The following is a 14,737-nucleotide window of genomic DNA, read 5'->3' on the forward strand; positions in this document are numbered from 1 at the left end:
GCAGAGCGCAAAGCCGCTGCGCCATCTTGCGGCGCAGTCACACCGGCGGCTGACGCTCCGGCTCGACATGGTCGGGCGTCGAACGATCCACCGTCGGCTTCTGCCCGACGCTGAGGTCCGCGCGCAGTTGCGGCAGGCATTGCGGGTACTGGCGCTGGATGAAGCCGATCAGGTTTTCGCGCAGGTGGCAGCGCAGATCCCAATTGCGCGAGGAATCCGGCGAACTTACCAGCACGCGTAGCTGAATGGATTTTTCGCTGGTGTCGGTCACCTGCAGCACGATCACCCGGCCATCCCAGAGCTCGGGGACGTCCTGGCACAGGCGCCGCAACTCTTCACGAAGGGGCTCCAGCGGCAGGGAATAATCCACCCAGAAGAACACCGAGCCGATAATGCTGGAGTTGCGACGCGTCCAGTTCTGGAACGGCTTTTCGATGAAGTACTGCAACGGCACCACGAGGCGGCGATCGTCCCAGATCCGTACGATGACGTAGGTGCCGGTGATTTCTTCGATCCGTCCCCATTCGTTCTCGACGATGACGACATCATCCAGGCGGATGGGCTGGGTAATCGCGATCTGCATACCGGCGATGAGATTGCCCAGTACCGGGCGGGCCGCGAAACCCACCGCCAGACCTGCAAGGCCGGCCGAGGCGAGCAGACTGGCGCCGAATTGCCGCGCGCCGGGGAAGGTCATCAGCATGCCTGCAACGCCGATCAGCAGGATGAAGAAGCTGAGCGTGCGCAACAACACGCGCGATTGCGTCTGGATTTGCCGCGCGCGCAGGTTGTCGGTGACATCCACCGGGTTTTTCAGCCGTATGGCCTGCTCGACACCCCTCAGCAGGCGCATGGCCAACCAGGTGAAACAGCCGATGATCAGCAGCAGCGTCAAGCGCCGCGCAACCGGCACCAGGGCCAGGTCACCACTGGCCGCCGCCAGCACGCCCTGAAGGCCGAGTAGCGGCAGGAGCACCCGGACGGGTTTCTCAAGTTGTTCGGATACGGCCTTGGTGAAGAGGAACCCACGGCCCAGCCGCAGCATGATGGCGGTCAGTACGTGGCTGAACACGCTCAACAGCAGGACCATGACGGTCGCCGCGACCAGCACGCGCAGGCCGGGCCGGGTGATGTAGTTCTCCCACTCCATCAGAAACGCGAAGTGTTCGATAGGACAGCTCCCATCCAGTTTCTAGGTCAGGTCTAGTGCGCAAGTGCGCCGCTTGGCAGGGCAGGGCGGTGCCGTACCGCTTGCGCCAGGCCCTAGGTGATGACTGGACCCACCCTGCAAAGTTCATGGCGCAAACCCCCTGCATGCACTCAGTCGGCCCGTTGGAACTCCCCTCACTGCGCGTTTTCCACCTTACAAGGGGGCCGCGTGGCCCGATTGCTTCAACCACTGGGAGACGAACCATGCAAAGCGCACAAACCGGAAACGACGTCCGTATCGAACGCCTGATCGAATGGCTGCGTGATGCCCACGCAATGGAAGCCCAGGCCGAGACGATGCTCAACAAGCAGGCCAGCCGCATCGAGCACTATCCAGAGCTCAAAGCCCGTATCGAGCAGCATATTCAGGAAACCCAGAACCAGTCCAAGCTGATCGAAAGCTGCCTGCAGCGTTACGACAAGTCCTATTCAGGCTTCAAGGACTTGGGCGGCAAGATGATGGCGATGGGGCAGGCCATGGGCGGAATGATGGTCAACGACGAAATCGTCAAGGGCGCGCAGATGGGCTACGTGTTCGAGAATCTGGAAATCGCCTCGTACGAAATCCTGATCGCTGCGGCCGAAGCGGTGGGTGATACGGAGACCAAGGACATCTGCACCCGGATTCTTGGCGAAGAGGTCGCCATGGCGGAGTGGATGCGTAGCCACCTGGCGCAGCTGACGCAGGCCTACCTGACCCGCGCCGAGACGCCGCACACCGAGGCCAAACGCTGAGGAAAGACGGGGCTAGCCGCCGGCCACCTTCTCTGGCACGGCGGCAGTCATGGCGCTGCGCGTTGCGTGAAGCTCGAAGCGCAGCTCCTGCGCCAACCGGACGAGGTCATCGGCGTTCTGGCATTGCTCATCGGTGATGCCGAAGACGGTCAGTTGTTCGACGTCATCGTGTTCGTCATAGAGCCGGACGGTCACCCGGCTTTCGTCTTGGACCTGGCAATCACAACGGAAGGGATGCAGCTCATCGCGAAGGATGTTCTCGATTGTCAACAAAGGTAGACGTGATGACATGGCTTTTCCTCCCCTGGCTATGAGTGCCGCTGCGCTTGCCATTGCCGCGTTGCGTACCTGGCAAAGATGAACGCTAGCAGGCTCTGTCTCGTTGTAAATACCCCCGGAGTGGGTGTGGCCGGCATGTCTCCTGATGCCGAAGGGTCACCTGTCCGCCAAGTCTTTAGTTTTACAAACCAAATTTGTCCGTCACGCACAGGCCGATTCGATTCCGGCATGGAGAAAATCCAATGAAAAAAACGATCGCAGTCGTCGCGCTCATAGGCTTGTGCAGTTCAGCTTTCGCTCAATGGCCGGCCGGTACGCCTGAATCGGAGCGGGGCGCGCGCCCCAGCCCGATGGGCAATCCCACACCGCAGCAGGAAGTGGAAACACGCCAGGACAGCCAGGGGCGCACGGTGACCGAAGACGGCAAGCCGGTGAAGACGCTCAAGGGCAGCGACGCCGACGTCAATGAGTCCGCGGACGATCCTTCCGTCCAGCCCGGGCGCCATTCCAGCCATGGCGGCCCGACGGACAATGCGTCGGACCCGGGCGAGCTGGAATAGGCATTCGGAGCGCTGGCATGGCTCTCGACGAATACAACCGCAAGCGCGACTTCGCCGCCACACCTGAGCCCGGCGGTGAGGGGCAGCTGAAACGCCGCAAGCGGGGGGCGCTGCAGTACTGCATTCAGAAGCACGACGCTACGCGTCTGCACTATGACTTTCGCCTCGAACTCGACGGCACCTTGAAAAGCTGGGCGGTGCCCAAGGGCCCGTCACTCGACCCCAAGTCCCGGCGCCTGGCGGTGCACGTCGAAGACCACCCGCTGGAGTACGCAACCTTCGAAGGCACGATACCGGCCGGGCATTACGGCGCGGGTGATGTGATCGTCTGGGATCGCGGCGTCTGGACGCCCGAAGGCGATCCGGAGGAGGGCTATCGCAAGGGCAAGCTCAAGTTCAGCCTTGACGGTGAAAAGCTCAGCGGCAGTTGGAACCTGGTCCGCACCCGCATGGATGGGGGCAAGGAGCAGTGGTTCCTCATCAAGTCCAACGACGAGGCCGCGCGCCCTGAAGCCGAATACGACATCGTTCATGAACTACCCGACAGTGTACTCAGCGACCGAACGTTGATCCCGCGTAAGCGCGGCAAGGCCGTCCAACGCGAGGCGCCGAAAGCGGTCAAGAAGCCTGCGCCACGGCGCCGTCAGGAGAGCACTGAAACGGCACTCACCGGTGCCAAGCGGGCTGCATTGCCCGAGCAGCTCAAGCCGCAATTGGCGACGCTCGTCGAGACAGTGCCCGACGGCGACTGGCGCTACGAAATCAAGTTCGACGGCTACCGCATCATGGCTCGCATCGATTCGGGCAAGGTGCAGCTGTTCACCCGTAACGGCCATGACTGGACGGGCAAGATGCCCCAGCAAGCCGAGGCGCTGGCGGGGCTTGGGCTTGAATCGGCCTGGCTCGATGGGGAAGTGGTCGTGCTAGACGATGACGGCGCGCCCGATTTCCAGGCTTTGCAGAATGCGTTCGAGGCTGGCCGCAGCGGGCAAATCGTCTACTACCTGTTCGATGTTCCCTACCTCAACGGCCACGACCTGCGCGACGTACCGCTCGAGGAACGCCGGGCCGCACTTGCCGCACTACTGGAATCGGCTGAAAGCGACCTGCTGCGCTTTTCCGCCGACTTCAGCGAAGACCCGGAAAGCATGCTCGAAAGTGCGTGCCAGATGCGCCTGGAAGGACTGATCGCCAAGCGTGCCGGCAGCGGCTACGTGTCCCGCCGCAGCAGCAGCTGGATCAAGATCAAATGCAAGAATCGACAGGAGTTCGTCATCGTCGGCTATACCGACCCCAAGGGCACGCGCAGTGGGTTCGGTGCGCTGCTGCTCGGCCTGCATGATGATCAGGGCAAACTCCATTACGCCGGCAAGGTCGGCACTGGCTTCAATCAGGCGACGTTGAAAAGCCTGCATGCGAAGCTCGAGCCGCTTGAGATCGACAAGCATCCACTGCACAAGGCCCCGCCCGCCGCTGACGTGCGCGGCGCGCATTGGCTGAAGCCGGAGCTGATGTGCGAAGTGGCCTACGCGGAGATGACGCGCCAGGGCGTGGTCCGGCATTCGGTCTTTCATGGGCTACGCAGCGACAAACCCGCCAAGGCCATCACCCATGAAAAGGCCGCCAAGGCCCCACGCAAAAGCACGTCAGGCAAGACGGCCAATAAGACTACGGGAGCGCTCAGAATCTCGAACCCCGAGCGCGTGATCGACGCCTCGATCGGAGCGACCAAGATGGAGTTGGTGCGCTATTACGCCGAGGTCGCACCCTGGGCGCTGCCGCAGCTGCATCAGCGCCCCTTGGCCCTGGTACGCGCTCCAGAAGGGATCGCCGGTGAGCTGTTCTTCCAGAAGCATGCTGAGAAGCTCAGCATTCCGTACATCAATCAGCTGGACCCTTCGCTCTACCCGGAGCATGCCGCGCTGATGACCATCGAAAGTGCCGAAGCACTGGTAGGCGCAGCGCAGATGGGGACCATCGAACTGCACGTCTGGAACGCCGTGGCACCAGCCCTCGACCACCCGGATCGCTTCGTCCTCGACCTCGACCCGGACCCGTCGCTGCCCTGGAAACGCATGATCGAAGCGACGCAACTCACTCAAACACTGCTCGATGAAATCGGCCTGCAGTCGTTTCTGAAGACCAGCGGCGGCAAGGGGTTGCACGTCGTGGTGCCGCTCGAGCCCGTGCACGGCTGGAGCGAGGTGAAGGCGTTCAGCCAGGCGATTGCGCAATACATGGCCAAGCTCATGCCGCAGCATTTCTCAGCGGTTAGCGGGCCGAAGAACCGCGTCGGGCGCATCTTCATCGACTATCTGCGCAACGGCCAAGGCGCCAGCACGGTTGCGCCGTACTCGGTGCGAGCAAGGGAAGGGCTGGGCGTTTCGGTGCCGATACATCGGGACGAGTTGGCTGACTTAAAGGGTGCCAACCTCTGGACAATCCGCAACCTGATACCGCGCCTGGAAGAGCTGGGCGAGGACGACCCCTGGGCCGCGTTACCCGATGCTCGCCAGCGCATCACCGCGCAGATGCGCGAACAACTCGGGATGAAAAAAAACTAGGAGCTTAGTGATCGTGGCAATCCGGACCTTGGCGCAGGTAGCTGACCTTATGCACTTCGCCCTGAGAATCCAGGTACGTCATGGTAGCCGTCACGATTTCGCAGCCGCCGTGTGGCACATCCATGGAGACCAGCTTGGCGACGTCGAGCTTGTCGCCGTAGTGGTAGGGCTCGACCTGAGGTTCAGCCTGTGCCAGTTGGGCGAGCAGGGACAGTCCGGCAATCCAGAACAGATTTTTCATCGTTGACCTCGACAAGTGAACAAGCGGCACATCGGCGCGCTGGGGAATTAAAACGGGCTGCCGGCAGGCGGCAGCCGAAGGGGACAGGCGCCGTGCCGGAAGGAGCAACCGAGCACGACGATGCAAGTCACGATGTGCAGAGTAGGGGAGCCGCCAGGACGGAAAAACACGTCTCAGCGAGAGGAACCTTTACTTAACGCGCAACAATCATCACGCCCAATGCACGGGGTCTTCGATGGACTCGTGGAAGCCGCGAAGCGCCTTGGGCAATTCATCACGCAGGAAGCCCAGCCAGGTAGCCACCTTGGCATCGAGAAAACGCCGCGATGGGTAGAGCGCATGGATGCTCTTCTCCTGAACGCGGTAACCCGGCAGCAGGCGACGCAACGTGCCGCGTTGCAACGCCGGGGCGGCGACGTAGTCCGGTAGCAGGCAAATGCCCATCCCGGCCTCGGCAGCGCTGCTCATCGCCTCGGCCACATTGACCGTGAACGACTCGCCGGGATGAATGATCTGCTCGCCATCCCCCTGCATGAACGTCCAACTGTCGGCAAATACCGGGTCGGCCAGCCGCAGGCAGCGATGTCGGCCCAGCTCGGCCGGAGTGCGCGGCACCCCCTGTTGCTGCAGATAGCCAGGCGAGGCGCAAACGACATGGTGCACCGTGCCGAGGCGCTGGGCGACGAGATCGGAATCCGGCAACTGGCGTGACAGGGTGATGACGACGTCGAGATTGTCCTCCAGCAGGTCGGGCTGACGCTGGGACAGCATCAACTCGATATGCACATCCGGGTAGATCTGGTTGTAGCGCCCGGCGAAGGTCGCCAGCAGCTGGATTCCGAGGCCAATGGTCGAATGCACGCGCAAGCGGCCACGCGGAACTTTGTGCGCGCCGCTCGCTTCGACGCGCGCCTGCTCGACGTGCTCCAGAATGGCGCGGCAATGAGCCAGGTAGCTATCACCCGCCTGAGTGAGCGCCAGGCGACGTGTGGTCCGCTGAAGCAGCCGGGCCTGTAGTTCGTTCTCAAGCTCGGAGACGAGCCGCGATACCTGCGCCGTCGACGTCTCTGCCAGTCGGGCGGCAGCGGTAAAACTGCCGGCATCGACGACTCGAACGAACATCCGCATCGCATTCAACATGTCCATCGATTGTTACCTAAGCCGTAACCGGCGGACATGATGCGGCAGCCATCGTGGAGCGTCGAGGCGAAAGGCAACCCGAAATGCAGCGGCGAGTATGTCGGCTTATCGCCGCTGCACTGGCCTTCAGCTAGGGTTGGCCGTTGCCACCGGTTGCGCCATATACCTGGCCGGTGACATAGCTGGCTTCGGTCGAGGCAAGCAGTACGTACAAAGGAGCGATCTCGGCGGGCTGTCCGGGCCGGCCCAGAGGGGTGTCCTTACCAAAGGTTTTGAGATTCTCCATCGTCTGACCGCCGCTGACCTGCAGCGGTGTCCAGAACGGCCCTGGAGCGACAGCATTCACGCGAATCCCTTTCTCGATGAGTTGCTTCGCCAATCCTTTGCTGAAATTCACAATGGCTGCCTTGGTCATCGAGTAATCCAACAGGTTGACTGGCGGATCGTAAGTCGTCACCGATGAGGTGTTGATGATCGACGAGCCCGGTGGCATGTGCGGCACCGCAGCCTTGGTGATCCAGAACATGGCGTACAGGTTGGTTTTGACTGTCCAGTCGAATTGCTCGGTGGTGATGTCGAGTATCGACGGATGGCTCTGCTGGCGCGCAGCGTTATTGACGAGGATGTCCAGCCCGCCGAGTTGCTCCACTGCCTTTTCGACCAAGCTGCGGCAGAACGCTTCGTCGCGGATATCACCGGGCAGCGCCACGGCATTGCGGCCGGCTTTGCGAATCAGCTCAACGACGGCCTGCGCATCCGGTTCTTCATCGGGCAAATAGTTGATGGCCACATCCGCACCTTCGCGGGCGAAGGCGATGGCGGCAGCGCGACCAATCCCGGAGTCACCGCCTGTAATGAGCGCCTTGCGCCCGGCCAGACGGTTACTGCCCTGATAACTGTCCTCACCATGATCCGGCCGCGGCTCCATATCGCGAGCAAGCCCGGGCCATGGCTGCTTCTGCGCCTCGAACGGCGGCTGTTTGTAGCGTTCGGTCGGGTCGCGTAGCGGGGCAGGGGTATTCGGCGCGGGCGCTGCACTATTAGAAGACTGGGCGAAAATCGGCGCGGCGACGCCTGCCGCAAGGGTCGCTGCCGCGCCCTGAATGAGTAGTTTCCGGCGAGAGGGAAGATGATCGTCCGATTGCATGAAACCTCCGGTCTGATGATGGCGGTCCGCTCGCCGGAAGTGGTTGCTCCAATAAGTTGTACAGGGCTGACGCCGCTGTCGCACTGGTGTAGAGGTCCGCTGCGTCTCATCGTTCAGCCAGGGTGATGGCCGGGAAGGCGCACGGATCATCGGGTCGCCCGGAACGCTTGGGCCTGCCCAGGTTCGAACCTAGGCACCCCGATGAGAGCCATAGATTGACCAACCCTTATCGAATCGCCTCCTTAGCCGCCTGCGCCGTGTCGCAGCGCCGGGCTGTCTGTGTCTGCCGGTGGAGAGGGCGAGCATGAAACTGACGCGAATCCTGATTGTTTTGACGCTGATCGTCGCGGCGATCTGTTTCTTCTACTTCGACCTGAGCCAGTACCTCACGCTGGAAACAATCCAGTCACGGAGCGGGGCGCTTCGGGACCAAGTCCATGCGCATCCGCTGTGGGCGGCAGGCGTATTCTTCTTCGCCTACGTCGCGCTGACGGTGCTGTCGTTCCCGGGCACCGTGGTACTTACGATCCTCGCGGGCGCGCTGTTCGGGTTAGGCGAGGGCACGCTGCTGGTTTCCTTCGCCAGCAACCTCGGCGCACTGATCGCCATGCTGATCAGCCGTTTTCTCTTGCGTGATTGGGTGCAGCGACGATTCGCCAAGCAGGTCATGAGCATCAATCGCGGGCTTGAGCGCGACGGCGCCTTCTACCTGTTCTCGCTGCGCCTGATTCCGATCGTGCCATTCGTATTGCTCAACCCGGCGTTGGGTCTGACGCGAGTCGGCATCTGGACGTTTTGGTGGACGACGCAGGCCGGGATGCTGCCGGGCAACCTCGTCTACGTGAACGCCGGGCTGCAGTTGTCGCGCATCCGCGAGATCTCCGACATTCTTTCGCCAAGCATGATCGGCACCCTGGTGCTGCTTGCCGTGTTTCCGCTTGCTGCAACGCGCCTGCTCACGCTGTACAAGGCGCGCAAAGCGTTCCGTGGCTGGAGTAAGCCCAAGTCGTTCGACTACAACCTGTTGGTGATTGGCGGCGGCAGTGGCGGGCTGGCCGCGGCACGCAAAGCTGCGTCATTCAAAGCACGGGTGGCGCTGGTCGAGCGCGGCCAGCTCGGCGGCGCGGCGTTGCACAGCGGCAGCGTTCCAGCGCGAGCGCTGATGCGTGCAGCCAACATGACCCACGCGCTGCGCCGGGGCGACACCCTCGGCGCGGGCCAATGCCCGGAGGTGGACTTCGCTAAAGTGATGCAGCAAGTCCGGCAAACCCTTGCCGATGCCCAGGCGCGAGTGACGAAGGACGCTTACGAGAAGATGGGTGTCGAGGTCATCGAAGGCGACGCGCACCTGACCTCGCCCTGGACGGTGGACGTCGGTCAACGCAGCATCAGCGCGCGCGCCATGGTGCTCGCGACCGGCAGCCACGCGTTCCTGCCGCCCATACCGGGCATCGACGAGGTCGAGCCGCTGACATCAGAGAACCTCTGGAATCTGAACGAGCGCCCGGACCGCTTGCTGGTTCTGGGCAGCAACGCCAACGCCTGCGAACTGGCGCAGGCGATGCAGCGCCTGGGCTGCCAGGTGACGATGGTGTTCGATGATGAAGAAGTGCTGGGCAGTTACGAACCCGAGGCCCGCCGGGCCATCGGCGACGCGCTCAGCGCCGACGGCGTTCGCCTGCTGCCAAAACATCGGCCTGAGCGGTTCGAAAGAGCAGGGGAGGCGCACCGGCTCGTCTGCACTGCACCGGATGGCTACTCCGAATCGGCCGAGTTCGACCGCGTGTTGGTCGCGCTCGGGCGCCAGCCCGCCCTGGACCATCTAGGTCTCGAAGCACTCAAGCTCGGCACCCGAGACGATAAAAGCCTCGAGGTTGACGAATATCAGGCCACGCGTTTTCCCAACATCTTCGCGGTCGGAGCCGTCTCGGCGCCGGATACCTCGACGCACGAGGCCGCGCACCGCGCCGGTTACGCTACGACCAATGCCTTGTTTTCCGGGCTGCGTCGCGTGGCGGTCAGCGACAGAGTACTGCCTTGCGCCGCGTATACCTCTCCAGAAGTCGGCATGGTCGGCCTCACCGAGGCGCAAGCGCAAGCTGCCGAGCAGGAATACGAAGTCACGTTGATCCCACTCGAAAGCATGGCCACAGCCCATCTGACGGCGGGCAATCGCGGCTTCGTCAAGGTACTGACCGAACACGGGCGGGACCGCATCCTCGGCGCGACCTTCCTCGGCGATGGCGCCAATGAAGCACTGGCCGTGCTGGTCGTTGCGATGAAGCACAAGCTTGGGCTGAACAAGCTGCATCGGGTGGTCCACATCAACCCGACACTTGCCGAAGCCAGCGTCGCCGTAGCCGAGGCCTGGCGGCAAGCGCACGGAGCGAAGCGGCCGTTGGCCTGGTGCGAACGGCTACAACGCTGGAGACGCGGCGCAGCGCGTCGACAATCCCACACAGAATGCGAACCCGAGGCGAAACAGCCGAAAACGGCGGTCTAGCGCTGCCGAGCGTCACGTATGCTGTGTGACAGCGCGTGCCCACACGCATACCCATTCGCTCAAGAACCCACCGATGCTTGCCATACTCGCCATCACCACGCCCATTTTCATCCTCATCGCCATTGGGTTCCTGTCCAACCGGATGGGGCTGGTGTCCCGAGATCAGGTTGCCGGAATGGGGCGCTTCGTCATCACGCTGGCATTGCCGGCGCTGGTCATCCGAGCGCTGCTTGAGCGGCCACTGGCCGAGGTCATTCACTGGAACTACCTGATCGGCTATGGGCTCGGTTCCCTGGCGATATTCGCGCTGGGCTACGCGTTTGCACGGCTCGTGCGCAAGGATAGCCTCAGCGGCAGCGCACTGATGGGCCTGGGCATGTCCGTGTCGAACAGCGGTTTCGTCGGTTATCCGATCGTGGTGCTGGTGGTCGGGACGCCAGCAGCTGTGGCGTTGGCGCTGGGCATGATGATCGAGAATGCGGTGATGATCCCGCTGGCCTTGACGCTCGCCGAGCTCGGCCGGCAAAACGGCGCCAGCGTGGGCGTCGCCTTGTTGGGCACGTTACGCAATTTGGTTCGCCATCCCGTATTGATCGCAATCGTACTGGCGTTGTCGATGGCGACGCTGGAGGTCCAGCCGCCGCCATTCATCATGCGCGTCATCGAAATGCTGGCCCAGGCGTCGGCCCCAGTTGCGCTGTTCGTGATAGGCGCGAGCCTGAATGGCGTCAAACCCGGCGGCATGGTGCTCGACGTCGGGCAATTGCTGATCGGCAAGCTGATCCTGCATCCGTTGCTGGTCTTGCTGTGCTTCAGCTTGCTGCCCATATCGGACCCCGTGCTGAAGGTCGCCGGCGTCCTGATGGCCGCAGCGCCGATGATGAGCATCTATCCAATCTTCGGTGCACGCTACGGGCTGGAACAACGCTGCGCCGCAGGGCTGGTCGCCGCCACGGTGGTTTCGTTCCTGAGCATCAGTGTTTTCGTATGGTGGGTGGGTTGAACGGAAGTGAGGTTGAAACGGTGAAATCAATCAGATGTCGATTTTAGGTAATCTCAAGAAATCTTAAGCCTTTGTTTTTATTAAATAAATATTTTGCGTAAAGCTAAATTTCATCCAGCCTCTGGATATTTATTGCATTTAATGTGAGTTGTGCTTGATTTACTGTTGTTAACGTAAATCGGCAGAGAGCATTACTGTGTAGATTTTTATGAAAATTTTGAATAAAGGGCAAGGTGTCCTATGGGACGGAAAAATTTGTAAATATGAAGCGTCCTTAGGTCCGGACTTGGTGCAGGTCTACATAGAGGCTGAGAATAGGTATCTGTCCGTGCCTGTCGGTGAGTTAGCAGTGATTTCATCCGTGTCTTATCAAAATGAAAGTGTGCCTGCGGATATTTCTGAAGTTGATGAAAAAAAATGGCGCCTAGCAAAGTTTCGCTTTGAGGCAATAAGAGAGTATCTCAGCGGAGACAGAACGAGTGAGAATATTACTAGGCTGTCTAAAAAATTGAGAGTTAGCTCAAGCAGAGCATATGTATTGATTAGGAAATTCGATGAAAGCATGGGGGCTAGATGTTATTTAAGTGAAAAGTCAGGGAGGCCGGTTGGATGTCGACAGCTTGACCCCCGTGTCGAGTCGATTATCGATAACGTCATATGTGGTGAGTGGACTGGCCCTGGAACACGCGTGGCGAAAGTCTGGAAAGAAGTAAAAAGAGTATGCAGCGCTGCTGGGTATCCTATCCCAGCTTTTATGACCATTAAAGCGCGCGTGCAAGCCACTTCGTCAAACCGTTCGTGCCTTTTGTTTTCCCCGGAAAGCGTTGTATGGGGTTCAACTTCGATGGTGATCCGGGGAGATACGCCTCTGGGGTGGGGCGCTTCTTCGACTCTGCGAGCAAGGTCTACGCAAAGGAAATTGCCCGCCTATCCCATGAACTGATAGGTAAAAGCGACGGTGCTTTGATTCATCGTCTTGAGTGTTTGTACGACGAGATTCTGATCGACGAGGTGCAGGATTTGTCAGGGTACGACTGGAGCATCTTGGAGGCACTATTTGGTACGCGCATAGAGATCCGGCTCGTGGGGGACACACGCCAAGCGGTCTTTTCCACAAACCCACACAGCAGGATGAAGAAGGCTTTTGCCTACTCCAAATCACTTGGTTGGTTCAGAGGGCAGCAGGAGGCAGGTCGCCTAGAGATCACCTACAGCTCCATCACCTGGAGGTGCTGCCAGGCGATCGCCAGATTCTCCGACACTATTTTCGAGCCAACCTGGGAGTTCCCAGAAACAACCTCCGAGAATCACGAGGCCACGGCGCACGACGGGGTCTTTCTAGTGAGGAAGGAGCACGTCAGTCAGTACGTCGATACATTCCAACCTCAGTGCCTTCGCAACAGCATCAGGTCGGGCAGAGAATTCGATCTTGATTACATGAATTTTGGTGTGTCGAAGGGGCGAACCTTCAACCGAGTGCTTATCTATCCCACCGACCCAATTGGCAAATTCATCAGCAAGGGTGAGTACCTCGTACCACTGTCAGCAGCTGACTTCTATGTAGCGGTCACACGAGCCCAGCAGAGCGTGGCGATTATCCTTGATAAGCCTGGCGCGTCGCCGCTTCCCTATTGGTCACCCTCGGACGCTTGAACGTAGGCAGCTGCCTTGATCCGAAAGCAGCAGCATCATTGCCTAAGAGCAGCCTGCTCCGAGCAAGCTACGCAGCCCAAGAGAAAATAGCGCGACTGGCTCCTGGGAGCGCCTGGGGCTGCTGTGATACGCCTTGCCTAGTATCGACCTAGAGTAAAGCGCTGCGACAAGAGACCGACGGTTCGGGGTTTCTTTGCTGATACTCGGCACCGATACAAAGCCGCGATTTAGCGATTGTCTCCCGCCAGCTTCATCACCCGGTAGTCTTGCACAAGCACCAACTGCTCCATCATCTCGAAATCGGGATGTTCACCCATGTACTCTCGCAGTTCCTCGAAAGCATTGGTCGACAGGGCAATCGCGTATTTCCTCGCCTCGCCTTGCGCTAAGTGGGGGATATTGAGCGCAATTGCATCAAAAAGCCCCTGTGCAGCCTCGCGCTCAAGACTCTGTAGACGCTCATCACTTACCGGAGTGAGATCGAGCGTATTTCGAATCATCCCCATCGCCGTCTCATTCAATTCTCGGATCTGAAGCCTTGCCGACGCGGCGAAAGGAACTGCATCGTTCTGCGCGAGATCGGTCAGGCCGCAAACCCGGCTGATTTGCGCATGGATGTCGCCTCTCTCCGTCGAGCCACTTTCGTCCTCGATCAGATACTTAAGCTGATCCAGTTCTTCAGTGATGGCCGCGACGATGGATGCTTCCCAATCTGAAGCCTGCGGGATGAACATTATCTACCTCCAAGTGTGTGGGCGGGAGATAGTACCCGCTGCAGGGGCTTTCGGTGACTCAGGAGCGTCTAGCTTGGGCGCTAAATGGTGCCGCTTTCAAAAGACCGCTTTCGGCCAAAAGCGGCCGTTGGACTGAGGCTAATAAGCCTGTCGCTCAATAGCGTGGCAACTTGTGGCGCAGTGGCATGTCAGCCAGGGCTTCTCTGATCCGACCAAGACCCCGCTGGTCCGCCAGATTCTCAAGGGCATTCGGACACCGCATCCACGCCAACAAAAGCAGGCTGTACCGATACAGTTACGCCAGCTTGAGCAGTGCGTGTTGTCGTTAGAGCGAAACGGGGAGCAAGCCCGTGCCGAGGACGACTGGCCACGGTTTGGGCGCTGTTGGCGCGATCGTGCCCTGATGCTGATCGGCTTCTGGCGGGCGTTTCGCAGCGACGAGCTCCGCATTTCCTGGGCTGAGATGCCCCGTTCGCTGCAGCTCGATGCAGCGAGTGCGCGCACGCTTTGCCTGAACATGCTGGACGCCATGGCCGCTCTGCATCGGCTCGGAACCGGCGTCAGCAGGGCTGGCAAGCGTCGGCAAAGGTCCGGGCTATTGTCAGCGTCAGGTGGACGGCTGGGACCAGCGCTACGAGGCCGCGCGCACCTGGAATGTGCCCAGCTACGAAAGGTCCGTGAATGGCTCAAGCGCAATACCCCAGCCGACCGGGGCAGCTGTGTCATCCATAACGACTGGCGCTTCGACAACCTAATCCTGGATCCGCAGGATCCCACCCGCATCATCGGTGTGCTGGACTGGGAACTGGCGACCGTTAGCGATCCGCTGATGGATCTGGGGAGCATGCTCGCCTACTGGATACAAGCCGATCACAATCGGCTGATGCGTGCGTCACGCCGGCAGCCGAGAATATTCTTGGCATGCTCAGCCGTCAGGAAGCGGTGGCCTACTACCTCAAGCAGGTTGGC

The 14,737-nt window shown here is 60.5% G+C and carries 12 protein-coding genes and 1 pseudogene; 7 read left to right on the forward strand and 6 right to left on the reverse strand.

Features of this window, described 5'->3' with window-relative positions:
* Positions 1–37: 37 nt before the first annotated feature.
* Positions 38–1,150 (reverse strand): mechanosensitive ion channel family protein, encoded by a 1,113-nt coding sequence (locus KXR72_RS00800; RefSeq protein WP_437419238.1) that lies wholly within the window; start codon positions 1,148–1,150, stop codon positions 38–40.
* A 263-nt stretch (positions 1,151–1,413) separates the two neighbouring features.
* Here KXR72_RS00800 and KXR72_RS00805 point away from each other — a divergent pair, with 263 nt between their 5' ends.
* Complete coding sequence (locus tag KXR72_RS00805; RefSeq protein WP_437419239.1) at positions 1,414–1,944, forward strand: ferritin-like domain-containing protein; 531 nt, start codon at positions 1,414–1,416, stop codon at positions 1,942–1,944.
* 12 nt (positions 1,945–1,956) lie between these two features.
* Here the strand turns inward: KXR72_RS00805 and KXR72_RS00810 are convergent, their stop codons facing one another.
* Positions 1,957–2,235, reverse strand: a complete 279-nt coding sequence (locus KXR72_RS00810; RefSeq protein ID WP_437419240.1) for a DUF1652 domain-containing protein — start codon at positions 2,233–2,235, stop codon at positions 1,957–1,959.
* 230 nt (positions 2,236–2,465) lie between these two features.
* Here KXR72_RS00810 and KXR72_RS00815 point away from each other — a divergent pair, with 230 nt between their 5' ends.
* A complete protein-coding gene (locus KXR72_RS00815; RefSeq protein WP_437419241.1) occupies positions 2,466–2,783 on the forward strand; it encodes a hypothetical protein in 318 nt (105 codons plus the stop codon).
* A 17-nt stretch (positions 2,784–2,800) separates the two neighbouring features.
* A complete protein-coding gene (ligD, locus tag KXR72_RS00820) occupies positions 2,801–5,347 on the forward strand; it encodes a DNA ligase D (RefSeq protein ID WP_437419242.1) in 2,547 nt (848 codons plus the stop codon).
* A gap of 4 nt (positions 5,348–5,351) precedes the next feature.
* On the opposite strand, the gene KXR72_RS00825 is transcribed toward ligD, so the two are convergent.
* The 3 genes from KXR72_RS00825 to KXR72_RS00835 all read right to left on the reverse strand — a co-directional run bounded on the left by KXR72_RS00825 (position 5,352) and on the right by KXR72_RS00835 (position 7,875).
* On the reverse strand, positions 5,352–5,588 hold the full coding sequence (locus tag KXR72_RS00825) for a DUF2790 domain-containing protein (RefSeq protein ID WP_437419243.1): 237 nt from the start codon (positions 5,586–5,588) through the stop codon (positions 5,352–5,354).
* A gap of 210 nt (positions 5,589–5,798) precedes the next feature.
* Positions 5,799–6,734, reverse strand: a complete 936-nt coding sequence (locus KXR72_RS00830; RefSeq protein WP_437419244.1) for a LysR family transcriptional regulator — start codon at positions 6,732–6,734, stop codon at positions 5,799–5,801.
* A 124-nt stretch (positions 6,735–6,858) separates the two neighbouring features.
* Entirely contained in the window at positions 6,859–7,875 is a 1,017-nt protein-coding gene (locus KXR72_RS00835) for an SDR family oxidoreductase (protein ID WP_437419245.1), read from the reverse strand.
* A gap of 304 nt (positions 7,876–8,179) precedes the next feature.
* Between KXR72_RS00835 and KXR72_RS00840 the strand changes: the two genes are divergently transcribed.
* The 3 genes from KXR72_RS00840 (at position 8,180) to KXR72_RS00850 (ending at position 13,034) form a co-directional block, all read left to right on the forward strand.
* Positions 8,180–10,378 carry an FAD-dependent oxidoreductase gene (locus KXR72_RS00840; protein ID WP_437419246.1) on the forward strand — a complete coding sequence of 733 codons (2,199 nt, stop codon included), beginning with the start codon at positions 8,180–8,182 and terminating at the stop codon, positions 10,376–10,378.
* A 73-nt stretch (positions 10,379–10,451) separates the two neighbouring features.
* Complete coding sequence (locus KXR72_RS00845) at positions 10,452–11,381, forward strand: AEC family transporter (RefSeq protein WP_437419247.1); 930 nt, start codon at positions 10,452–10,454, stop codon at positions 11,379–11,381.
* A gap of 828 nt (positions 11,382–12,209) precedes the next feature.
* Positions 12,210–13,034: a UvrD-helicase domain-containing protein gene (locus tag KXR72_RS00850; protein WP_437419248.1), complete on the forward strand. Its 825-nt coding sequence runs from the start codon at positions 12,210–12,212 to the stop codon at positions 13,032–13,034.
* A gap of 227 nt (positions 13,035–13,261) precedes the next feature.
* On the opposite strand, the gene KXR72_RS00855 is transcribed toward KXR72_RS00850, so the two are convergent.
* Positions 13,262–13,768, reverse strand: coding sequence for a hypothetical protein (locus KXR72_RS00855; protein ID WP_437419249.1), 507 nt, complete (start codon positions 13,766–13,768; stop codon positions 13,262–13,264).
* A gap of 463 nt (positions 13,769–14,231) precedes the next feature.
* Between KXR72_RS00855 and KXR72_RS00860 the strand changes: the two are divergent.
* Positions 14,232–14,594, forward strand: a pseudogene (locus tag KXR72_RS00860) (phosphotransferase); the annotation flags it as partial.
* Positions 14,595–14,737 lie beyond the last annotated feature (143 nt).

The sequence above is a fragment of the Stutzerimonas chloritidismutans genome (genome assembly GCF_051486945.1).
Lineage (GTDB): Bacteria > Pseudomonadota > Gammaproteobacteria > Pseudomonadales > Pseudomonadaceae > Stutzerimonas > Stutzerimonas chloritidismutans_B.

Bases quoted from the DNA above. Each gene is read 5' to 3' on its own strand.
- KXR72_RS00800 (WP_437419238.1), bottom strand. From the start codon at position 1,150: ATGGAGTGGGAGAACTACATCACCCGGCCCGGCCTGCGCGTGCTGGTC.
- KXR72_RS00805 (WP_437419239.1), top strand. From the start codon at position 1,414: ATGCAAAGCGCACAAACCGGAAACGACGTCCGTATCGAACGCCTGATC.
- KXR72_RS00810 (WP_437419240.1), bottom strand. From the start codon at position 2,235: ATGTCATCACGTCTACCTTTGTTGACAATCGAGAACATCCTTCGCGAT.
- KXR72_RS00815 (WP_437419241.1), top strand. From the start codon at position 2,466: ATGAAAAAAACGATCGCAGTCGTCGCGCTCATAGGCTTGTGCAGTTCA.
- ligD (WP_437419242.1), top strand. From the start codon at position 2,801: ATGGCTCTCGACGAATACAACCGCAAGCGCGACTTCGCCGCCACACCT.
- KXR72_RS00825 (WP_437419243.1), bottom strand. From the start codon at position 5,588: ATGAAAAATCTGTTCTGGATTGCCGGACTGTCCCTGCTCGCCCAACTG.
- KXR72_RS00830 (WP_437419244.1), bottom strand. From the start codon at position 6,734: ATGGACATGTTGAATGCGATGCGGATGTTCGTTCGAGTCGTCGATGCC.
- KXR72_RS00835 (WP_437419245.1), bottom strand. From the start codon at position 7,875: ATGCAATCGGACGATCATCTTCCCTCTCGCCGGAAACTACTCATTCAG.
- KXR72_RS00840 (WP_437419246.1), top strand. From the start codon at position 8,180: ATGAAACTGACGCGAATCCTGATTGTTTTGACGCTGATCGTCGCGGCG.
- KXR72_RS00845 (WP_437419247.1), top strand. From the start codon at position 10,452: ATGCTTGCCATACTCGCCATCACCACGCCCATTTTCATCCTCATCGCC.
- KXR72_RS00850 (WP_437419248.1), top strand. From the start codon at position 12,210: ATGGGGTTCAACTTCGATGGTGATCCGGGGAGATACGCCTCTGGGGTG.
- KXR72_RS00855 (WP_437419249.1), bottom strand. From the start codon at position 13,768: ATGTTCATCCCGCAGGCTTCAGATTGGGAAGCATCCATCGTCGCGGCC.